This is a genomic window from Pseudomonas sp. HD57-3 (assembly GCF_056113135.1).
This window is the reverse complement of the sequence record NZ_CM148568.1, coordinates 943,832-965,159: the sequence shown is the minus strand read 5'-3', so window position 1 is coordinate 965,159 and position 21,328 is coordinate 943,832. Positions and strand designations below refer to the sequence as shown.

Annotated in this window: 15 protein-coding genes; 10 read left to right on the top strand and 5 right to left on the bottom strand. The window is 62.4% G+C overall.

The features are described from left to right. Positions 1-61 precede the first annotated feature (61 nt). Positions 62-658 (top strand): MarC family protein, encoded by a 597-nt coding sequence (locus tag AC0R79_RS04240; RefSeq protein ID WP_007951032.1) that lies wholly within the window; start codon positions 62-64, stop codon positions 656-658. A gap of 66 nt (positions 659-724) precedes the next feature. Here AC0R79_RS04240 and AC0R79_RS04235 read toward each other — a convergent pair whose 3' ends face one another. The 5 genes from AC0R79_RS04235 to cobG form a co-directional block, all read right to left on the bottom strand. Then, on the bottom strand, positions 725-7,855 hold the full coding sequence (locus tag AC0R79_RS04235) for a TcdA/TcdB pore-forming domain-containing protein (protein ID WP_474733347.1): 7,131 nt from the start codon (positions 7,853-7,855) through the stop codon (positions 725-727). A 303-nt stretch (positions 7,856-8,158) separates the two neighbouring features. After that, positions 8,159-9,862 (bottom strand): precorrin-3B C(17)-methyltransferase, encoded by a 1,704-nt coding sequence (cobJ, locus tag AC0R79_RS04230; protein ID WP_474733345.1) that lies wholly within the window; start codon positions 9,860-9,862, stop codon positions 8,159-8,161. Beyond that, complete coding sequence (locus tag AC0R79_RS04225; protein WP_474733343.1) at positions 9,862-10,596, bottom strand: precorrin-2 C(20)-methyltransferase; 735 nt, start codon at positions 10,594-10,596, stop codon at positions 9,862-9,864. Before AC0R79_RS04225 ends, cobJ begins: the two co-directional genes overlap by 1 nt. After that, on the bottom strand, positions 10,593-11,219 hold the full coding sequence (locus AC0R79_RS04220) for a precorrin-8X methylmutase (protein WP_011332253.1): 627 nt from the start codon (positions 11,217-11,219) through the stop codon (positions 10,593-10,595). Before AC0R79_RS04220 ends, AC0R79_RS04225 begins: the two co-directional genes overlap by 4 nt. Then, complete coding sequence (cobG, locus tag AC0R79_RS04215; protein ID WP_474733341.1) at positions 11,212-12,510, bottom strand: precorrin-3B synthase; 1,299 nt, start codon at positions 12,508-12,510, stop codon at positions 11,212-11,214. The genes AC0R79_RS04220 and cobG overlap by 8 nt, the downstream gene beginning before the upstream one ends. A gap of 144 nt (positions 12,511-12,654) precedes the next feature. Between cobG and cbiE the strand changes: the two genes are divergently transcribed. The 9 genes from cbiE (at position 12,655) to AC0R79_RS04170 (ending at position 21,317) form a co-directional block, all read left to right on the top strand. After that, a complete protein-coding gene (gene cbiE, locus AC0R79_RS04210; RefSeq protein WP_375745206.1) occupies positions 12,655-13,866 on the top strand; it encodes a precorrin-6y C5,15-methyltransferase (decarboxylating) subunit CbiE in 1,212 nt (403 codons plus the stop codon). Then, on the top strand, positions 13,859-14,956 hold the full coding sequence (locus AC0R79_RS04205; protein ID WP_474733339.1) for a cobalt-precorrin-5B (C(1))-methyltransferase: 1,098 nt from the start codon (positions 13,859-13,861) through the stop codon (positions 14,954-14,956). Before cbiE ends, AC0R79_RS04205 begins: the two co-directional genes overlap by 8 nt. Then, the gene (locus AC0R79_RS04200) at positions 14,953-15,681 is read left to right on the top strand and encodes a cobalt-precorrin-6A reductase (RefSeq protein ID WP_474733337.1); all 729 of its coding nucleotides are present in this window, start codon (positions 14,953-14,955) and stop codon (positions 15,679-15,681) included. Before AC0R79_RS04205 ends, AC0R79_RS04200 begins: the two co-directional genes overlap by 4 nt. A gap of 186 nt (positions 15,682-15,867) precedes the next feature. Then, the gene (locus AC0R79_RS04195) at positions 15,868-16,158 is read left to right on the top strand and encodes an addiction module antidote protein (RefSeq protein WP_085700999.1); all 291 of its coding nucleotides are present in this window, start codon (positions 15,868-15,870) and stop codon (positions 16,156-16,158) included. Positions 16,159-16,255: 97 nt separating this feature from the next. Further along, positions 16,256-16,657 carry a DUF2946 domain-containing protein gene (locus tag AC0R79_RS04190; protein ID WP_474733335.1) on the top strand — a complete coding sequence of 134 codons (402 nt, stop codon included), beginning with the start codon at positions 16,256-16,258 and terminating at the stop codon, positions 16,655-16,657. A gap of 48 nt (positions 16,658-16,705) precedes the next feature. After that, a complete protein-coding gene (locus AC0R79_RS04185) occupies positions 16,706-17,185 on the top strand; it encodes a copper chaperone PCu(A)C (protein WP_085703440.1) in 480 nt (159 codons plus the stop codon). 21 nt (positions 17,186-17,206) lie between these two features. Beyond that, complete coding sequence (locus AC0R79_RS04180; protein ID WP_085609230.1) at positions 17,207-17,653, top strand: DUF2946 domain-containing protein; 447 nt, start codon at positions 17,207-17,209, stop codon at positions 17,651-17,653. Positions 17,654-17,737: 84 nt separating this feature from the next. Continuing rightward, a complete protein-coding gene (locus AC0R79_RS04175; protein WP_474733333.1) occupies positions 17,738-19,858 on the top strand; it encodes a TonB-dependent copper receptor in 2,121 nt (706 codons plus the stop codon). A gap of 79 nt (positions 19,859-19,937) precedes the next feature. Continuing rightward, complete coding sequence (locus tag AC0R79_RS04170) at positions 19,938-21,317, top strand: PepSY-associated TM helix domain-containing protein (protein ID WP_474733331.1); 1,380 nt, start codon at positions 19,938-19,940, stop codon at positions 21,315-21,317. Positions 21,318-21,328 lie beyond the last annotated feature (11 nt).

The window sequence follows — 21,328 nt, the reverse complement described above, 5'->3', positions numbered from 1 at the left end:
CCGACAGACACGATAGCGCCTGTTAGACTCCCCCGACTTTCCCCGCCAGCGAGCCCGCGCCATGCTCCACGTGTTATTCAGTGTTTACCTGAAGATGCTGGTGCTCTACAGCCCGTTCTTCGTGTTGTCCTGCTTCATCAGTCTGACCCGCGGTTACTCGCGCAAGGAACAGCGCCGTCTGGCCTGGAAAGTGGCGGTCGCCACGCTGGTCTCGAGCGTGTTGCTGTATCTGTTCGGGCGGGTGATTTTCGATGTGTTCGGCATCACGGTGGACGCCTTCCGCATCGGCGCCGGCAGCGTGCTGTTCATTTCGGCGCTGGGCATGGCGCAAGGCAAGTCGGCCGTGCAGACCGACAACGTGCAGCAAGACGTGACGATCGTCCCGCTGACCATTCCGCTGACCGTCGGCCCCGGGACCATCGGTGCGCTATTGGTGATGGGCGTCAGCCAGCCGCACTGGGACGACAAGCTGTTCGCGATCATGAGTATCGCCCTCGCCAGCTTCACGGTGGGCGTGGTGCTTTACTTGTCGAACCGCATCGAACGCATTCTCGGCGATCAGGGTTTGCAGATCGTCAGCCGCCTGATGGGGTTGTTCGTGTGCGCATTGGCGGCGCAGATCATCTTTACCGGGGTCAAAGGCTATCTGGTGCCTTGAACCCGGAAACGAAAAGACCGCCGACGGTAACGTCGGCGGTCTTTTTTCGTCAGTGACCGCGGACCGTCAACCCGCCGACTCGACGGCTTTCTTCGCATCCGCCTGATCGATCAACGCTTTCAGCGTCAAGCCCTCGGCGCCTTCCTTGCGCGCCTTCAGCCAGCGAACCAGCGTCGACACCTGGCACGGACGCAGGCCATTGACCTCAAGCATCGCATCGCCCCGCTGCGAGGGATCTGACGCATCCGCATTGCGCACCAGCACGCAGTGCTCACTGTCGGGGTCGATCAGTACCAGATGATCCTCGACCATCGCCACTTCGAGCTTCTGAGGGACAGTCAGCGTCAGGATCAATCGGCTCAGGACCAACGGGCGGCCCCCCAGCGGATAACGACAGTCCACTACCAGCGAGTCGAGCTTGCGCATGAGCGCCTCCGACAGGTGCCATTTCATCGCACCGCGCCCTACCCGCAAAACGAGCGTGCGCACATCGTCCGGGATCACCGGCAGAAGATCGTAGGCATCCACCCGTCCTTCGAGCACCAGCACGTCACCCGTGCGCTGGACGTAATCCAGCGGCTTGATCTGGCGCAGGCTCGGATAACCCTGCACAACTCGATCCTGCGGCTCATGCAGCAAGACATCGGCATGCCGCCGGGTTCCCAGCAGCTGGTAATCCTGCGGCAGGTCGGCAGCGGGGATCTGAACCAGCCGCGCGCTGTCAGCGATGTACCACTGCACACTGGCGTCCTGTGCGCCGATCGAAATGAACGGACGATGCGCTTCGTTCGCCAGCAAGGCCTGCAAGTCGCTGATCAGATGTTCGCCATGGGCCGCCAGCCAATTCTGTTGCACACCGATGATCTGCGGTGGCTCCTGATGCTCCAGTTGCAGCACGACACCTTCGCCCGTCGTGCCCACGAGACCCGCACCGTCGACCCGCACATCGGCAAAGCGCCACGCCGTCCAGAGTCGTTCTGGCCTGGTCAGCATCCGGGTCTGCAGCAACTGCGTGCCTTCTCCGAATGCCGACTGCAGATGTTGCGGATCGATAAACGTCTGGCGCCAGACCTCACCACTCTCGGGCTCGAACAGCCATGCCGACTGATTGTCCGGTGTCATGCCCAGCAACCGGAGCTGCGTCTGCTGCGCTTCACACAACAACAAGCGGTTGTCCACGTACCAGGCGTGCAAGCGCGCATCCCCGGCAGCATTGGCAATGCCGACAATCGGGAATTGCTCGACGGCGTATTGCCGGGCAATGGCGTCGAGCGCCAGCCACCATTGCTTGCGTCCCTTGAGCCAGGGTTCTGCCAGGCCGGCAAAATGCAGCTCACCATCAGCGCCGATCCCGAATGACAACCCGTCCTCGGTGCGGGCCTGATAGCCATTGTGCTCAGCCGTCACCTGCTTCAGGCGCTCGGGTTGCACCCAGCGGTGCGACCATTGATTCTGCTCCTGCGCCACAGTGCGCTGCACCCGGCACAGGCTCTGGAACGGTCGGTCGTAAATGACAAACACGTCGCCGTCATCGGCCGGCGTCAGCAGCATCAGCTCGTTCAGGTTCTGGATCGAATCGGGCCAGGCGCGCGCATGGTGACGTCGCGGTACCGGGCGCACGATCAGGTTGTCACGGGTACGGACCCAGGCCATGTCCCGCTCGTTCTCTTCAATCATCCAGCAGACCGAAACATAAGGCGCGAACTGCCAGTCGACCGTGGCATAGCCTTTGTCCGCATGAACCGGCATGCGCTTCGCCCGATCACCCAGCACCGGAGCCCAATCTGCCAGACTTTTGCTGTCATCGAACAGCGCCGCGTAAGTCGGTTCAAGCCCGCGAGTGATCGAACTCAACCACAGCTCACCTTGGTGTATCAGGTAGTTGAGGCGCTCAAACGTGCCGTCTTCATACGTATATTCCTGCACCACATGGACGACACCCTGGCCATCGGCGTCAACACTACGAATCGAGCTCGCGCCCTTGTGCCGGAAGATCAATCGATAACGATGGCTGAGCAGCCCGGTGTCGGCATCGACCTGGCAGATATCGTAGCCACTCGGATCATGGAAAAACGCCGAGCCGCCGGTGACCACCGAGAACAATCCCTCATCGTCGAACACTTCATCATTGCGGATATAGAGGACCCGATCCTCCGCGGCGTCGTACCAGCCGTTGGTGTAACGCGGCGCCTTGGGGTTTTCAAAAGGAACCCGGTAGTTGAGGATCGGCGTATAGCGCAGCGCCAGTCGATGCGCCCGTGCCAGCGCTTGCAGATGATCCTGCAGGGTCTGGTCATCCAGCCCTTTGGGTGCCTGTTCCTGCAGCAGCTCCAGCTCGTGCCGTTTGCCGCCGGCGATCCTGAAGAGCCGGCCATTTTCGATCAGCAGGGAGATCTCCGGCGCACTGTTCGCCGTCACCTTGAACTGGCAGCCTTTGACACTGAACTGCCCGTCCTGGCTGAACACGATCTCCGACTCTCGGGCCCAGGGTGCGACGATGATCCAGCGGTTCTTTTGCGCCCCCACGGACACCAGTTCGACGTTGACACCTGGATTGAGCACCAGCGTACAAGCGCCTCCCCCACCCTGAATCCGATAACTGATCTGCTCGTGCCAGGGCTTGGGAATCACCGGCACAACCAGTTTGCGCGCCTGTGCATCGAGCGTGATGCTGATCTCGGTCGGGCGATAATCGGGGTACATCCGATGAACAATGTAATGGCTGGGGAACGAGTAGAACGAAAACAGGAACAGCCATTGGCCGTCCGTTTTTTTCTTCTCCAGACGCCGGGCAATGTCGAAACCCTTGTCGTGGCGTTGCGATGAAAACGGCAGGATCTGGTACTCGTAGCCGTAGCAAGTGAGCGGCGTGCACGGCAGGACAATGGCCTGCTCCGCCGATGGTGCGAACGTCATTTCGGCGGGGTAGCCAAGCTCTTTACTGAGGTGGATGGCTCGCGGGTAATCGACCTCGAAGTCCGGCACACCGAAATGATCACGCAGCGGATACAGCCGGGAACTGTCGATCAGCAGTTTGCCGGTGCTCAGATCCAGTCCGTTGATGATCAGCGACGGTCGCGGCAACCAGGCACCTTGCTCGTCGCTGTAGTGAAATCCGGCGCCGTGATGTGCCTGCTCAAGCTCCGCGAAAAACAGTCCGACCGCCTTCGCTTCTTCAGCGATGGTCGCAAAATTCTGCGCCAGCGCAGTCACGCCGACGGCCAGCCCTCCGAGAATCACCCCGGCGCCTCCCAGCACCGCAGCCGCCGTACCCGCGCCAGCGGCCGCTGCGCCAAGTCCCGCAGCGGTCAGGGCCAGACTGCTGGCGTCGAACGTCAGCTGGGTGGCGTAGGTGGCGGTCTCGACATCGTTGCGGGCATTCGCCAACTGATAGATATCAAAGCCGACATTCGCCAGACCCAGCACCGCGCCGACACCCTCGTTGGCCACATGCCCGGCCACCGCGCCGAGGGTTCTGCCGGTCAACGGCTCAAGCGCTTCGCCGACCACTTTCGCACTGGTGCGGGCGATCAGCTTTTCATCACGCAATGCGGCTTGCACCAGGCCGATCAGCCCCGCCGCATCGACCACGTTGCCATGCACCAGCTGTGCGTAGTTGACGTAGGCATGCCACTGCACCGCGGTGCTCACAGTGCGATCTTCACCCTCGCGCCCGCGCAATGCATTCATCAGCGCCTGTACCGCAAAACCGGCATTGAGCGTGTGCACGGCCGCCGCCTCTGTCGGATCCACCACCGCGCCGGTCGCAGGTTTGTGCCCCAGCGTCGAAAACAGATCCGTCAGGTAATTCCTGATCCGCAGCAGGCGATCATCCCGGCTGGTGACCACGGCGACCGTCTCGCCACTTTGCGGGTCGAGCATGTGTACCCGGTAACCGCCTTCAGGGGTCACCTCCAGCGAGTCGAACAACGGCACCAGTGGAGTGACCGACTCATGGCCCTCCTGCAAGCGTGCAGTGACGTCGGCAATCTGCTCGGCCCACCAGTCATTTTCTGAAGACAGCAATGCACTGCCCAGGCGCGAATTGTCCATGAGCGATCGACCGTGAGCGCTGTTCACCCTTTGGCGAACGGACCTGAACGGTTTGTCCGGCAGCGGTTCATCCCTGAGCAACTGACTTACCTTGATGCCGTTCGACAGGTTCAGGGCGGCAACCTTTTCGCCTTGCACATCGATCAGATCGAACTGGGGTCGGCCGGGTTTGCCGTACACGGCATAATGACGGGCGATATGCGTGTTCTTGAAAAATTGCTTCAGGGCCATCCGGAAGGTCGCCGGGCTGTCGAATTCGAACAGGCCGAAGTTCGGATCGTAGAAGTGGTAAACGGCCGTACTCCCGTTTACGGTCCGGGCCACCAGCATCGAGTGGTTGTCCGAGTTGAGCATCAGGGTTCGAGGCCCCGCGGACGCCTCGAGAGTCGCGACCATGTTATCCAGATCGACCCGCCCCAGCGCCGTGCCCACCTCTGCGGCGTTCACGCCACGCATTTCCTCCAGCGCGGCCAGAAACGCCTTCGAGTCCGAATGCTCCGGCTCAAGCACCGCCAGATAGAATCGCTCGCGCAACTGTCGGGTCTCACCCTCACCCTGCGTGAGGGCGGCACTCATTGCCAGCGCCAGCGGAAAACAGCGCCCGGCCGCGGTATCACCCAGCCCGTGCATCAACAAATCCTGAGGCACCAGTTTGACGGTGCCGACCGCGAACTGATTGAGCACCTGCTCCGCCCGCTCCTGGATTTGATCGCGATGCTCCTGAGTGGCCAGCCGCTGGATCTGCGCTACCCGGCGCCCCCAGTCAAACAGCGTCGCAGCGTTGGCCAGCGCGTTCTTTTTCAGGCTGAGTGCGTTGACCGAATGTGCGGGCAATTCATCACCCACACTGGACATGCCTGCCATGAACGCAGGTGCCCGGTGCTGATAGAGCTGCTGTTCAATTACCGCGTAACGCCCGGACGTACCGCGCTCACTGACGCTGTTGATCAGATTGTCCAGCGCACCGTTCAGGGCGGCAAAGCTCTGGGCATCCAGTGAATCGGCGCCCAGCAACGCGCCGATCGTCAAACGCTGCAGCGGGTTGAGCTGCGCGAGTTGCCAGGAACGGGTACCCAGCCCGATCAGCAGTTCATCCAGCGCGATACTCTGGGCAATCGGATTTTTCGGGAATGCCGGTGGCCGCAGGCGAGTGTCCTGATGACGTATGGCCTGACGATCATCGAAGCTCAGCGGCAATCGGTCGGCGAACACGACCGGCCCATCATGGCCGCTCATCATCGCTTTGGTAAACGGTTCCCCGAGGTGATCAGCCATACGCTGCAACAGCTCGGTATTCAGGACATGACGTCCTTCGACCAGTGGCCAGCCGAGTTCGAATTCGACGGTGGTCTGCTTGAGCAATTCGGCGACATTCCCGGCGTAGCGGGTTTTGTATCGGCCGTCGCGCCAGCTTTGCTGTTCGGTATCGAGCCACTTTCGGGTATCGGTTTCGTTTTCTTTCCAGGAGTGATCCAGCTCCTCTTCAGTGACCTGATTGACCGTCTGCAGAGGTGCGATGGCCATTTCCCGCCGTGACGCCTGCGCCCCTTCGGGCGTTAAAAATGTTTTTTCGAAATCGCTGGTGCCATCCTTGATTCCGACGGGCCCGGTCAAATAGATCGTCCCCTCGTTTCCCGGACGGATACCTTCGTTGTGGTATCCGGCAACGGCATCCGCCAGATAAGCCGCAAAAAGGGACTCCATTCCCGGCAACTCAACCAAAGGCCCGTAAGATCGTTCCAGCACTTCATTGGCCAGCGTACTCATCGCTTCATGCTCTTGAAGTCTGATACCTCTTTCAATGGCCAACCGGGTGGTGTCATCGAGCAGTTCGTAGTTGAACCTGAAGCGCTTGAGCACGGACTCAAGTACCGCCGAACCGGCATGAGCCATCATGTAGGCATTGCTGATCGTGTTTTCCATTGCCACTGCGCGCAGCGCATACGGTCGGACAAGCAGATCCTGCGGAGGCTGAAACACCTGAGTCAAAAGCGGCCGGCTTTTGGCAAACGCCTGCAGCACCGGGCGATGCTCTTCGGGTATTTGCAGCAGCTTGTCTCTGTACCGCCCCCGTAGCGCCTGTCGACCGGGCATCCAGTCGGGATTCTGATCCAGCATCAACTGCAAGACACCGAGGCGCGCATCAGCACCAAAGTCGCTGATATCGATACCTGCAATTTCCTTCAGCAACGGCGGCAAATTATCAACATCGCTGTAGCTGCCACCTTCGAAGTGCAAGACCTCTGCTCTTACGATATCCGACGCAGCCGCCAGGTTGCCCCGCATGCGCATTTCCCGCTGGTAAACATCCCGCAACTTCAAAGGTATTTCCGAACCCGCCAGATCGCGCACTCGAATATTACCTCCGACCAGCGCATCGATACTTTCACGGTTCTTTGCTTTCAACGCTCTTAAATCCTGAACGTTCTGCCCATAAGCACGGTTCAACAACTGCAATCTTGCTTCATCGGCGGATTCGCCTCTCGCAACCGCCGCATCAATGTGTTCGCTCATCTGTTGCTTCAAAGCGATAGCGCGGGCGACATACATTTCGCCCAAAACCTTGTCGGAGAGGCTGTCGACGCCCCCGTGCTCCATGGCGTCCGCCTTGGCCGCCTCGACCATCAAGCGATTGGCCTGCCAGGCCAGCAACGCATCACTGTCATACCAGACGTTGATCTGATAACCCTGACCGGCCAATACCTGTTTCCAGACATTGATGTAATCGCGCTGGATTTCACCGACTCCGCCACCCAGCCAGACGAAGTGCAGGATCTTCGGCACCTGCGTAGCAGGTGTTTTCATCAGTTCAACGCTGTAGTTCAGCCGCGACTCGAAGTCGCTGACCCTGGCGCTGATTTCTGAAAGATCGGGCGCTGTTTCCGTCTTCGGGCTCGGCGCAGGTGCTTTTTCAACTTCACGTCGCACCCGATGCCCGTCGAACTCTCCAAGCGCCCGCTTTAACAGCGCGAGTGGTTGCAAGAGCCGTGGCGAGTCGAGCAAACCGACACAGGCAAAGTAATAACGGATCACCTCGTCATAACGAACGGTATTCTTGTAGGGCAACAGCGCTTGTTCAAGATCAGACAATTTGAACAGATTGACAAACTTTACATACCCGCCATCAACTTTAGCTTCCTGCATTGAAACATTTCCTCGACATAATAAATTACACGCGCGCGCCGACGCCGCGAGAGCAAACAACTTGCAACAAGCAAACACTAAAACCCGAACAGATTTCACATAATCGAAACTAGTGCAAAACAATACCCAAAGACAAACGCAAAGCCATTCAAACAATGTCCAACGAAACATCCAACAACACTGGACCACTCAAACAAACGCTATTGAAACAAATACAAACTTCAGAAAGCGCACAAACCAAAAAGGCCGCGAATTGCGAATTCGCGGCCTTTTTGGGTTTTATCGAAAACTAATATAACGGTATCAGGCTACGGGCTTGTCCCCGTACCACCTCGGCGTATACACCCACTCCCCGCCTTCCGGGCGAGGGAAGGTGCACGTAGTGGACGAACCGATCAGGACCATGGTGCGCATGTCGACCTGATCCGGAGTCAATGCGCCCAACGTGGTGGTGCGTAACGCCTGTCCGGGACGGCCGATATCGCGGCCCAACACCACCGGCGTTTGCGGCGTGCGGTGTTGCGCGACGATTTCCAGCGCTCGCCCCAGTTGCCACGGACGGGCACGGGAGATCGGGTTGTAGAAGGCCAATGCCAGATCCGCCTCGGCGGCCAGATCCAGACGTTTTTCGATGATCGACCACGGCTTGAGGTTGTCCGACAGCGACATCACGCAGAAGTCGTGGCCCAGCGGTGCACCGGCCTGAGCGGCGGTGGCGAGCGACGCCGAAACACCCGGCAGGATTTCCAGATCGACGCTGTGCCACGCCGGGTCCGTCGACTCGTGCAACGCTTCGAGCACTGCCGCCGCCATGGCGAACACGCCCGGATCGCCCGACGAAACCACAATCACCGAACGACCCTGAGCGGCCAGCCTGAAGGCGTGACGGGCACGCTGCATTTCTTCGCGGTTGTCGGTGCAATGCTGCACCTGATCGTCGCGGAACGGACCGGCCATGCGCACATAGGTTTCGTAACCGAGCACGTCGGTGGCTCGGGCCAGTTCGGCTTTCACCGCCGGCACCATCAGCTCTGCCGCGCCCGGGCCAAGACCGATGACGGCCAGGCGACCGCGTGGACGGCCGACCTGCGAAACATCCAGCGGCTGTTCGGCCACGGCGATGGCAATGTCGCGGGATGTTGTGATGATTCGAGCGTCGGGGACTGCATCGCGAACCAGCTCAACGATGTCACTCGCCGGCGCGACAAAGCGCAACGGCACAGCCAATTCAAGCGCGGCTTCACGCAACGCCGGACTGGCCATCTGTGTATCAGCCGCCACCAGACAGGCCAGCGATTGAATAGCTACACCGGCCTGCTGCAACGCGTCGCGAATCGCATCCGGCAGACCGGCCACATCGGCACCGACCGCTACCGCCACGCTGCGCGGATAAATCAGCAACTCACTGGCGCTCGCCGCACGGGCATCGCTGCCCACATGAATCGAGCGCTGCGCCTGTGGATCTTCCGGCAGTTGCGCCTGCTCAAGCCACGGCGCTGCGCCGTCGATGCGCACGCTGTGGCCGGCGAGCAAGTCGGAGACAAAGCGTTTGCCCTGCTCCAGATCGCCGAGGGCATAACCGCCGGGCGGGTTGAGCAGGCAAGTGCCGAAACGCAATTCGCCGCTGGTGGTGATCGCCGCTGCCACTTCAAGCGCAGCTGCGATCTCGCGGGCCATGACATTCACCCCGCCGAGGCCGCCAAGCAGCGGCACCACGGCGCTGCCGTCTTCCGCTACGGCGAGCACCGGAGGCTCGACGCCCTTCTCCAGCAACAGCGGCGCCAGCGTGCGGATGACAATGCCGGCCGCGCACAGGGCAATGATCGGCGTGTCCTGTTGATACAGCTCGCGCAGGGTCGCGCCGAAGTCGCTGTAAGTCAGATCAGCCCCTTCGACTCGCCCTGAAAGGCCATGAACCTGCGCGCCCGGATAAACCTGCTGAAGGCGACGGGCCGTGGCCAGTGCGCCCTGGCCGAGAATGACGATAGCCGGTGTGGAATGAGTCATCAGCCTTGCCACCGTTCGCCGGGAACAATGATCAACGAGAAGTACGGCGACGACATCGGCTCGACCTCATCCAGCGGCACGATCTTCTGGTTGGCCATTGTCGCGCGCTCGACGTACAGCGCACGCTCGGCCAGGCCCAGCTCTGCCAACACGTCGCGCACTTTCGGGAAGTTGCGGCCCAGTTTCATGATCACCGCCGCGTCGGCATCGGCCAGACGACGCTTGAGTTCATCGTGAGGCAGCACACCGGACAGCACCGACAGGCTCTGATTGCGATACACCAGCGGTGCGCCCAGCACCGAAGCGCCGCCGAGCATCGAGCAGACGCCCGGCACCACTTCGGCTTCGTAACGGCTGGCGAGGCGATCGTGCAGGTACATGTAGGAGCCGTAGAAGAACGGATCACCTTCGCAGATCACCGCCACATCGCGACCGGCATCCAGATGCGCGGCCACTTCCACTGCCGCGTCATCGTAGAAGTCGCTGATCACTTGCTCGTAGGACAGCGGCGCCGGCAGCACTTCGGTGGTTACCGGGTACACCAGCGGCAGTAGATTCTGGGCGTCCTGCAGGTGCGCTTCGATGATGCCGAACGCGTTGCCCTTCTTGCCCTTGGCCACGAAGTACGCCACCACCGGCGATTCGCGCAGCAGGCGCAGGGCCTTGACGGTAATCAGTTCCGGATCACCGGGACCGACGCCCAGGCCAATCAAACGTCCTTTAGCCTGCATCATTCGATCTCCGTGGCGAGGGCATTGACCGCAGCGGCGGCCATGGCGCTACCGCCGAGGCGGCCCTGCATGATCACGAACGGCACGCCACGGCTGTTGGCGGCCAGCTCGGCCTTGGATTCGGCGGCGCCGACGAAGCCCACCGGGAAGCCGAGGATCAGCGCCGGTTTCGGGGCGCCGGCGTCGAGCATTTCCAGCAGATAGAACAGCGCGGTCGGCGCGTTGCCGATCACCACTACACTGCCTTCCAGATGCGGGCGCCACAGTTCCAGCGCGGCAGCGGAGCGAGTGTTGCCCAGCTCGCGCGCCAGCTCCGGCACGCTGTCATCGCGCAGAGTGCAGATCACTTGGTTGTTGGCCGGCAGGCGCGCACGGGTCACGCCCTCGGAAACCATCCGCGCATCGCACAGGATCGGCGCGCCGGCAGCCAGCGCATCGCGCCCGGCCTTGCCCGCGCCTTCGGAAAATTGCAGCCCGTCGATGGCCTCGACCATGCCGCAGGCGTGGATCACCCGCACCGCGAGTTTTTCCAGGTCGGCCGGGATGCGAGCCAGGTTGGCCTCGCTGCGAATGATCGCGAAGGAGTTGCGATAGATCTCCTGACCGTCGCGGATGTAATCAAGCATCAAGGGGGCTCCGTGAGCGGGCGGCGAGCAATTTCGCCGCCGCTTCGATAGTAAGGTTGTGAGCGTGCAGCGCGCCGAACCCCGGCAGCGCTGCATCGCGAAAATAGAGATCGTAGTGACCGGGGCCGACCGCCAGCAGAGTCACCGCAGCCCGATGCGCGGCGGCGCAGGAACGCGGACAGCCGGACAGGTGCACATCCACGGCGTGTGGCAACAGCGTAGCCAGCAGGCGGGCATCGTGTTTGGTGTCGGCCAGGCCTTTGCCGCAGCCGTTGGCGCCGGTGCAGGCGATCAGGTGCGCCAAGGGATCTTCGAAGTGGGTCAGCAGGTTCAGCTTGCTCAATTCGTCGAGCACTTGAACCGCATCGATTCCCCGCACATTGGGCAGCAACAGACTCTGCCAAGGGGTGAAACGCAGGCTGCCGTCACCGAAGGTTCTGGCCAATTGTGCGGCGCCACGCAGCATCTCCGGATCGAGGCGGCCGAGCGCCGGTGCTGCACCGACATAGGCCTGACCGGACGATTGCAGAGGGTGGATGCCGAGGTGCAAACCTTGCGGTCCGGCTTCGCGCTGCCAATCAGCGGCGGCTTTCAGGTTGATTCGCTGAGCGAGTTTTTCCAGGAAGACCGGCGCCGGGTATTCATCCAGCAGATGGCGCATTCGCGTCTGCTCCGGCCGGGCCAGATCGAGGAACAACTCCAGCACCGCCACCACCAGCGCATGTCCGTCCGCAAGCGCCACAGCGGCCAGCGGTCGATCCGTCGGACAACCCGCCAGGCCGAAAGCCAGCAGCGTGTCGCCGCGATCTTCGAATGCCGACAACCACAGGTCATGGGGATGTTCGAGCATCGCCAGCGCTTCACCGCCATCCAGTTGCACGGCGAACTTGGCGCTCAGCTCGTGGAAGCGCGGATGGCTTTGCAGGGTTTCGAGGATCTGCCCGGCCACTGGACGAGTATCGAAGCGCATCCGCCGGTCGATGCCGGCGGCGGGACTGAGCATCAGGTTGCGCACATCGTCACCCGCTGCGGTTCGCGGCCCGAGACCGGCGGCCAGCAGGCTTTCGATCAGCGCGGCGGACTGCTCGCCGATCCCGCGAATCTGCAGATTGCCCCGGTTGGTCGCCTCGATCGCCCCGCCGGCAAACCGTTCGGCGGCGTTGGCCACCGCATCGGCCTGATCGGCCGTGATCGAACCGCCATCGAGCTTGATCCGGCAGATCCCGCCATCCAGCGCCTGGACGATACGCAGCAACCCCGGGCAGGCCGAGGGGCGTATGGCGTTGGACATCGGGCGTTCGTTCAAGGGCTGGCAGCTCTGTGGGAAAGGCGCTTCGCGGGCGAAGGCGCGGTATTATGCCTGCTTTGTCCGACGGCATGAAAAGTCTGCCCGTCGGAACGGCGCGTTTGCGGACACTTTTTTGAGGGGCTACAGATGTCACCCTGGCTGACAGTGGTAGGAATCGGTGAAGACGGCTTCAAGGGCCTGGGCAAGAATGCCCGGCGCGCCCTGATGGGCGCTTCGCGGATCATCGGCGGTCAGCGTCAGCTGGATCTGTTGCCGGTGTGCATCCGTGGCGAGCGCCAGTTGTGGCCGAGCCCGTTTTCCCTGGCCCCGGTGCTCGAACGCCGTGGCGAAGCGGTGTGCGTGCTGGCCAGCGGTGATCCGATGTTCTACGGCGTTGGCGCGAGCCTGGCGCGGCAGGTGCCGGGGGCGGAGATGCTGGTTCTGCCGGCGCCGTCGTCCTGCTCGCTGGCGGCGGCCCGACTGGGCTGGCCGTTGCAGGACGTCAGCGTGCTGTCGCTGGTGGCTCGCCCGCTTGCGGCCCTCAACGCACAACTGTTCAGCGGCGCGCGCCTGTTGTTGCTGAGCAATGATGGCCAGAGCCCGTCCGCCGTTGCGCAATTGCTGCGTGAGCGCGGATTCGGCGCCAGTCGTCTGAGTGTTCTGGAACATCTGGGCGGCGACACCGAGCGCCGGATCGACGGCACCGCTAACGACTGGAATGACTCGCTCATTGCCGACCTCAACGTGATCGCCATCGAATGCCTGGGCGATCCGCAGACACCGCGCCTGTCGCGTCTCGCCGGTCTGCCGGACTCGGCCTTCCAGCACGACGGCCAGCTGACCAAGCGCGACGTGCGCGCGATCACCCTCGCCCGCCTCGCCCCGACGCCGGGCGAACTGTTGTGGGACGTCGGCGCCGGCAGCGGTTCGATCGGCATCGAGTGGATGCGCGCTCACCCGAGCTGCCGCGCTCTGGCTATCGAGGCCGATGACGGTCGCCAGCAATTGATCGAACACAACCGCAATGCGCTGGGCGTTCCCGGACTGCAACTGGTTCGCGGTAGTGCCCCGCAAGCTCTCGCCGGTCTTGAGCGACCGGATGCGATTTTCATCGGCGGCGGCGTGACCCGCGAAGGCGTGCTCGACACCTGCTGGGAACAACTCAAACCCGGCGGCCGACTGGTCGCCAACGCCGTAACCCTGCAAAGCGAAATGACCTTGATGAGCTGGCGCGAACGCCACGGCGGCGAGCTGACCCGCATCCACATCGCTCAAGCCCAGCCGCTGGGCGAGTTCGACACCTGGCGCCAGGCCCTGCCGATCACCCTGCTCGATCTGGTCAAACCCCTCGATGCGTGACGAAACCGCCGAACAACCCGCGCCCCTGCGCAGCGGCCTGACCACCGGCAGCTGTGCCACGGCCACCAGCCTCGCCGCTGCCCGCCTGCTGCTCGGCGGCGTGGTGGCGGACGCCGTGCAGATCGTCTTGCCCAAAGGCAAGCAGGTGCAGATGCGCCTGGAGTTCTGCCGGCTGACTGATGTCGGCGCTGAAGCCGGAACCATCAAGGATGCCGGCGACGACCCGGACGTGACTCACGGCGCCCTGCTCTACTCCCGCGTACAGCTGATCGACGAGCCGGGGATTCGCTTCATTGCTGGCAAAGGCGTCGGCACTGTCACCCGGCCGGGACTGGTGCTGGGGGTCGGCGAACCGGCGATCAACCCGGTGCCGCGCAAGATGATCAGCGATCACCTGACGCTGCTCGCCGAGGAAACCGGCTATCGCGGCGGCTTCGAGGTGACGGTCAATGTCGAGGGCGGCGAAGCCCTGGCGCTGAAAACCATGAACCCGCGCCTGGGGATACTCGGCGGCCTGTCGATCCTCGGCACCAGCGGCATCGTCCGGCCGTTTTCCTGCGCGGCGTACATCGCCTCGATCCATCAAGGCATCGACGTGGCGAAAACCAACGGCTACCTGCACATCGCCGCCTGCACCGGCAACGCCAGCGAGGACACCATGCGCCGGGTCTACAACCTGCCGGAAATCGCCCTGATCGAAATGGGCGACTTCGTCGGCGCCGTGCTCAAGCACCTGCGCAAAGTGCCTGTGGATAAACTCAGCCTGTGCGGCGGCTTCGGCAAGATCAGCAAACTGGCGGCCGGGCACATGGATCTGCACTCGCGCCATTCGAGCATCGACCTGCCACAACTGGCCGAATGGGCGGCGGCGATTGGTGCTGACGATGCGTTGCAGCAAGCCATACGCGGGGCGAACACCAGCCAGCAGGCGTTGGCGATGGCCAGTGCGGCTGGCGTTGCCCTCGGTGATGAGGTCTGTCGCCATGCTCTGGAATTCGCCCGTAGCGTGGTGCCGGCGCAGGTCCAGGTCGAGGTGTTTGCGATTGATCGTCAGGGCGGCATCGTCGGCCACGCGGGGGCTTTTGTATGAAACGGATTCTGTTGCTGGGCGGCGTGACTGAAGCACTGGCCATCGCGCGCACGTTGGGGCCGGAACACATCTACAGCCTGGCCGGCGTCGGCCGGGTGCCGACCGATCTGACGTGTCAGGTGCGCGTCGGCGGCTACGGTGGCGCCGAAGGTCTGGCGCAATTTATTCGCGACGAAGGCATCAGCCTGCTGCTTGACGCCACCCATCCCTACGCCGCGCAAATCAGCCAGAACGCCGCCATCGCCGCGCAACTCACCGGCATCCCCTGCTGGGCCCTGCGCCGCCCCGCGTGGCAACCGCAACTCGGCGATGACTGGCGCGAAGTCGCCGACTGGGCCGAACTGATCACCGCCCTCGAACCCTTCCGCCGCCCCCTGTTCACCCTTGGCCGCGAACCGCTGCAACACCTCGACGAAATCCCTGCACACCAGTTCTGGACCCTGCGCGCCCTCGACGTCTACCCCGGCAACGAACGCTGCGAAGTCATCGGCGCCCGTGGACCGTTTCTGCTGGAAGATGAGCGGGCACTGTTCGAACGCCGGCAGATCGACGTGCTGATCAGCAAGAACAGCGGCAGCACCGCAACCGAGCCGAAGCTGGACGTGGCGCGGGAGCTTGGGGTGCCGGTGATGGTGTTGAAGCGGCCGGTGTTGGCGGAGGTTGATCGGGAGTTTTCGACGGTTGCTGAAGCCATCAGCGCACTCACCATCAACTTACAGCCCTGAGTCTTTTGCGCTCTTGAATACGCCTTCGCGGGCTTGCCCGCGATGGCGTCGGCTCTCACAGCGAAAAACTTGAGTCCTACCAATCAATCGGACGCTACGCACAACAACTTAAAGCCCGACTGACTACCTGCAGCAGCCTCCCGAGCATACGTTTGCAGTATCAACCTGCCTCTGGACGCGATTCCAATGTTCGAAAAATTCACCCGCTTCGACGCTGCAGAGTTTCTTAAAACGCCGGAGGAGATGGCGGCTTACCTGGACGCTTGTTTTGACGAAGATGCTGGCGACGGCGTTCTCATCCGTGCAGCGCTTAATGACATTGCCCGCGCCCAAGGCATGACCCAGGTTGCACGAGATGCAGGTCTGGGCCGCGAAAGCCTTTATAAAGCGCTGAGCAGCACTGGAAATCCGGAATTCGCGACTATCATGAAAGTCATGAAGGCGCTGGGTTTGCGGTTACATGCCGTAGCAGGCTGAATCCTCTGCGACACCAAACCGCACGACGCTTTTTTACTTATCGGCCCTGATCAGGCTAAATAGCCGCGCCTGATCGCCCACCCTACGGATCTGTCCCATGAACCGACACCGGCTCGCATTTGCCTGGATCGCCTGCTTTGCAGTGCTGTTCAACATGCTCGCCATGCCGTTGACGGGAGCGATGGTGCAGGCGGCGCAAACGCCGGCCGAGCAGTTGCTCTGGAGCAGTTTCTGCACCGGCAGCGGGACGAAGATGGTGGCGATCGACATCGGCAGCCTCGATCAGAAAGCGCCGCAAAGCGGTGACAATCATTCGACCATGCAGCATTGCTGGTGCTGTTCCGGATCGGCGCCGTTGGTGGCGTTGCCGGGGCATTCGCCGCAGCTGTATTTCGCTCAATACGAAAGCAATCGCAGCGTGGCGCCCGCCGTGCTGCAAACTCCGACACCGCGCCAGCAATGGCCGAGCCTCAATCCCCGCGCCTCTCCTCTGGTTTGATTTGTTCCCGCATTTGACCTGCGTTTCAAATCGTTCTGGAGAACTGCCATGTTGAACAAATTCATCGTCATCGCTGCGCTGCTGCTGCCTGCGTGCTTCGCCCATGCCCACGAATACAAGGCCGGTGAGCTGGAAATCGCCCACCCGTGGTCGCAGGAACTGCCGCCGAACGCGCCGACCGTTGCCGCGTATTTCATCATTCACAATGCCGGCAAAACCGCTGACCGCCTGCTCAGTGTCGACTCGCCCATCGCCCCGACTGCGGAACTGCACGAGCATGTGATGCAGGGTGATCTGATGAAGATGCAACAGGTGCCGAACGTGGCCATCCCGGCCGGTGGAAACGTGACCTTCGCGCCGATGGCCTATCACGTGATGCTGATGAATCCGACCGACCGCAGTCTGCTGACCGACGGCAAGCGCTTTCCCCTGACGATGCACTTCGAAAAGGCCGGTGACGTGACCGTCGAAGTCGCCGTGCAGAAGAAACCACCGGAAGCCACGCAAGCCCACGCGCACGCCCAGTAACCGTTCCGGCAGACTCCGCCCATGCGCCCCCTGAGCGCCAGGCCCTCCCTGCAACGCCGTCAGACTGAACACCTGACCCGCGGCAGCTGGATCGCCCTGTTCGCCATGTTGATGATCTTCATCGGCCCGCTGATTTCCCAGTCGATGCCGATGGATCAGCACGCCTCGACCTCCATGCCGATGAGCATGGACATGTCGATGGACATGGCGGGCATGGATCATTCCGCGCATGAAGCAAAACCCTCGGCCGAACACTGCCCGCCGCAATCCTCGCACCATGTGCTGTGGGAAAAGTGCGGCTATTGCAGCCTGCTGTTCAACTGTCCGGCGCTGACCGGTGGTGGCAGCTTCGCCACTTTCAGCATTCCGCTCGTCAACACCTTCACCCCACCCTCCCCGCATCTGGGCCATGCCCGGCAGACCTTCTTCCCCGGCGCCCGCACCCGCGCCCCGCCCGTCGCAGCGTAAACACCCACCTCTGATTGCACACGGTTGAGAAGACAGCCTCAGGCTGCCGGCCGTGTCGTTTACGACTGTTTGATGGAAATTGTCATGTCCAGGTTTTCTGCTGTCCCACGCCCGGGTTCTGCCCCAGCGTCCTTTGCCCTGAACGAATCCCGCGTTCGTTTCAGGCACGCTACCGCCGTCCTTTGCGGCGTCCTGCTGTCCCCGCTGGTCCACGCCGACGAACACGCCGGTCACACTGATGAGCTGAGCCCGACGGTGATCACCGCCATCGCCCCGAGCTCGCCGCTGACCATCGTCACCAACCCGAAAGACCCGCGCCAACCGGTGCCTGCCAGCGACGGTGGTGACTACCTGAAGACCATTCCCGGCTTCGCCCTGGTGCGTAACGGCGGCACCAACGGTGATCCGGTGCTGCGCGGCATGTTCGGTTCGCGCCTGAACATCCTCACCAACGGCAGCATGATGCTCGGCGCCTGCCCCGGCCGGATGGACGCGCCGACCTCGTACATCTCGCCCGAGACCTACGACAAACTCACCGTGATCAAAGGCCCGCAAACCGTGCTCTACGGGCCGGGCGCGTCGGCCGGCACGATCCTGTTCGACCGCGAGCCGGAAAGCTTCGGCGAACTCGGCACCCGCGTGAACGCCAGCGTGCTGGCTGGCTCTCACGGGCGCTTCGACAAGGTCGTCGATGCGGCGGCCGGCGGCTCGCTGGGTTACGTGCGAGTGATCGGCAACACCGCGCATTCCGACGACTACCGCGACGGCAACAACGACATCGTTGCCTCGCGCTATGACAAGTGGAACGGCGATGTTGCGCTGGGCTGGACCCCGGATGCCGACACCCTGATCGAACTCACCGCCGGCAAGGGCGACGGCGAAGCACGCTACGCCGGGCGCGGCATGGATGGCTCGCAATTCCTGCGCGAAAGCCTCGGTCTGCGCGTCGAGAAATCCAACATCAGCGACGTGCTGGAGAAGCTCGAAGCGCAGGTCTACTACAACTACGCCGACCACGTGATGGACAACTACACCCTGCGCACACCGTCCGGCACCGGGATGATGGCCGGTCCCATGGCGTCCAACGTCGACCGCCGCACCCTCGGCGCCCGGATCAAGGCCACCTGGCGCTGGGCCGACATCCAGCTGATCACCGGCCTCGATGCGCAGACCAACGAACACCGTCAGCGCAGTGGCATGGGCATCGATACCTACAAGGATCAGCCGTACACCAAGGACGCCGACTTCCATAACTACGGGGTGTTCAGCGAAATGACCTGGTACGCCGCCGATCGCGACCGGCTGATCACCGGCGCCCGGGTCGACCGCGCCTCGGCCAGGGATTTCCGACAGACCACCGGCTCGGGAATGATGTCCCGCCCGAACCCGACTGCCGGCGATACCCGCGCCGACACCCTGCCGAGCGGCTTCATCCGCTACGAGCATGACCTGGCCGACAGCCCGACCACGCTCTACGCCGGTCTCGGCCACGCTCAACGTTTCCCGGATTACTGGGAGCTGTTTTCGCCCAAGTCCGGCCCGGCGGGTTCGGTCAATGCGTTCGATTCGATCAAGCCGGAAAAGACCACTCAGCTCGACTTCGGTGTGAACTACAAGAGCGCCGAACTTGAAGCCTGGGCCTCGGGTTACATCGGTGTGGTGCGCGATTACATCCTGTTCGATTACACCCCGGGGATGATGGGCATGAGCACTTCCCGCGCCGAGAACATCGACGCGCGGATCATGGGTGGTGAACTCGGTGCCGCTTACAAACTCACCGACAACTGGAAAGCCGATGCGACCCTGGCCTACGCCTGGGGCAAGAACAGCAGCGACGGCAAGGCTCTGCCGCAGATGCCGCCGTTGGATGCGCGCTTCGGTCTGACCTATACCGAAGACAACTGGAGCGCCGGCGCACTGTGGAGGGTGGTCGCCGCGCAAAACCGTATCGACCAGAACAAAGGCAACGTGGTCGGCAAGGATTACGACAAGAGTTCGGGCTTCGGCGTGTTCTCGCTCAACGGTGCCTACCGGATCAACAAGAACTGGAAGGTCAGTTCCGGCGTCGACAACCTGTTCGGCAAGGCTTACGCCGAACACCTGAACCTGGCGGGCAACGCCGGGTTCGGCTACCCGGCGAACGACCCGCAAGCGATCAATGAACCGGGGCGCACGCTCTGGACCAAGGTGGACATGAGTTTCTAACCCTGAAGGGCGCTCGCTCCTTTCAGGGAGCGGGCGGCAACAGACAACTAGAAGATCCAAGCCAAGCGGAGCACACGTGATGAAACAGCCCAAACCGAATTTCTACAACCTGGCCTGGCGTTGGCATTTTTATGCCGGATTGTTCGTCGCCCCATTCATGGTGATGCTGGCCCTGACCGGCATCATTTACCTGTTCAAGCCGCAGCTCGATTCGCTGATGTACAGCAGTCTGCTGAACGTCCCCGCCGGGCATCACACCGTGCCGGCCGACGACTTGCTGCAAAAGGTCAAAAGCGCTTATCCACAGGGCCAGGTCACCCAGTACCTGCCGCCGGTGAATGCCGAGCGCAGCGCGCAGTTTGTCGTGGCCAATGCCGGCCATGAGCTGAACGTGTTCGTCGATCCGTACCACGGCGATATCCTCGGCGAGCAGGATGCCAAGCAGAACCTGCAAGCCATCGCCCGGGCGATCCATGGCGAACTGATGATCGGCACTGTCGGTGACCGGCTGATCGAAATGGCCGCCGGCTGGGGCGTGGTGCTGGTGGTGTCCGGGGTTTTCCTGTGGTGGCCGCGAGGTCAGGCAGCGGGAATTTTGTGGCCACGCCTGAGCAGTCGCGGCCGCGTACTGTGGCGTGATCTGCATGCCGTTACCGGATTCTGGGGCGCGGCCTTGCTGCTGGTGATGCTGCTCAGCGGCATGACCTGGACCGGCTTCTGGGGCAAGCAGTACGCCCAGGTGTGGAACGTGTTCCCGGCGGCGATGTGGGACAACGTGCCGACTTCCGACGTCGAGGCCGGCAGCCTCAACAACGCTGCGCGCCAGACCGTACCGTGGGCGATGGAAAATACGCCGATGCCGATGTCCGGCGACCACGCCGAACACATGGCCCACGGCGGCATGCAACACGGCCCCGCCGCGCCGACCATCCGCCTGCAGGATGTGCAGAACATCGCCGTTGAGCGCAAGGTCGAGCCGGGCTACAGCATCACCCTGCCGACCACCGCCACCGGCGTGTTCACCATCGCCGTGTTCGCCGACGATCCGCGCAACGATGCGACCCTGCACGTCGATCAGTACACCGGCAAGGTGTTGGCCGACGTGCGATTCGAGCAGTACGGCGCTGTTGCCCGGGCCACCGAGATCGGCGTGATGCTCCACGAAGGCAAGATGTTCGGCACCTTCAATCAGATCGTCGTGCTGCTGATCTGCCTGATGATCCTGCTCAGCGCCGTCAGCGGCGTGGTGATCTGGTGGAAGCGCCGGCCACAGGGCAAGTTCGGCGTGCCGCCGCTGCGCCACGACCTGCCGAAGTGGAAAACCGGGGTGGCGATCATGCTGGTGCTGGCGGTGGTGTTTCCGCTGGTGGGGGCTTCGCTGGTGGTGGTGTGGTTGCTGGATCGGCTGCTGTTGTCGCGTCTGGGCCGACCAGCTGAATCTGCCTCAACTTCATCATGAAACAGGCGAGA

Excerpts from the sequence above, each read along its gene's own strand:
- AC0R79_RS04240 (WP_007951032.1), top strand. The coding sequence starts at position 62 with ATGCTCCACGTGTTATTCAGTGTTTACCTGAAGATGCTGGTGCTCTAC.
- AC0R79_RS04235 (WP_474733347.1), bottom strand. The coding sequence starts at position 7,855 with ATGCAGGAAGCTAAAGTTGATGGCGGGTATGTAAAGTTTGTCAATCTG.
- cobJ (WP_474733345.1), bottom strand. The coding sequence starts at position 9,862 with ATGACTCATTCCACACCGGCTATCGTCATTCTCGGCCAGGGCGCACTG.
- AC0R79_RS04225 (WP_474733343.1), bottom strand. The coding sequence starts at position 10,596 with ATGATGCAGGCTAAAGGACGTTTGATTGGCCTGGGCGTCGGTCCCGGT.
- AC0R79_RS04220 (WP_011332253.1), bottom strand. The coding sequence starts at position 11,219 with ATGCTTGATTACATCCGCGACGGTCAGGAGATCTATCGCAACTCCTTC.
- cobG (WP_474733341.1), bottom strand. The coding sequence starts at position 12,510 with ATGTCCAACGCCATACGCCCCTCGGCCTGCCCGGGGTTGCTGCGTATC.
- cbiE (WP_375745206.1), top strand. The coding sequence starts at position 12,655 with ATGTCACCCTGGCTGACAGTGGTAGGAATCGGTGAAGACGGCTTCAAG.
- AC0R79_RS04205 (WP_474733339.1), top strand. The coding sequence starts at position 13,859 with ATGCGTGACGAAACCGCCGAACAACCCGCGCCCCTGCGCAGCGGCCTG.
- AC0R79_RS04200 (WP_474733337.1), top strand. The coding sequence starts at position 14,953 with ATGAAACGGATTCTGTTGCTGGGCGGCGTGACTGAAGCACTGGCCATC.
- AC0R79_RS04195 (WP_085700999.1), top strand. The coding sequence starts at position 15,868 with ATGTTCGAAAAATTCACCCGCTTCGACGCTGCAGAGTTTCTTAAAACG.
- AC0R79_RS04190 (WP_474733335.1), top strand. The coding sequence starts at position 16,256 with ATGAACCGACACCGGCTCGCATTTGCCTGGATCGCCTGCTTTGCAGTG.
- AC0R79_RS04185 (WP_085703440.1), top strand. The coding sequence starts at position 16,706 with ATGTTGAACAAATTCATCGTCATCGCTGCGCTGCTGCTGCCTGCGTGC.
- AC0R79_RS04180 (WP_085609230.1), top strand. The coding sequence starts at position 17,207 with ATGCGCCCCCTGAGCGCCAGGCCCTCCCTGCAACGCCGTCAGACTGAA.
- AC0R79_RS04175 (WP_474733333.1), top strand. The coding sequence starts at position 17,738 with ATGTCCAGGTTTTCTGCTGTCCCACGCCCGGGTTCTGCCCCAGCGTCC.
- AC0R79_RS04170 (WP_474733331.1), top strand. The coding sequence starts at position 19,938 with ATGAAACAGCCCAAACCGAATTTCTACAACCTGGCCTGGCGTTGGCAT.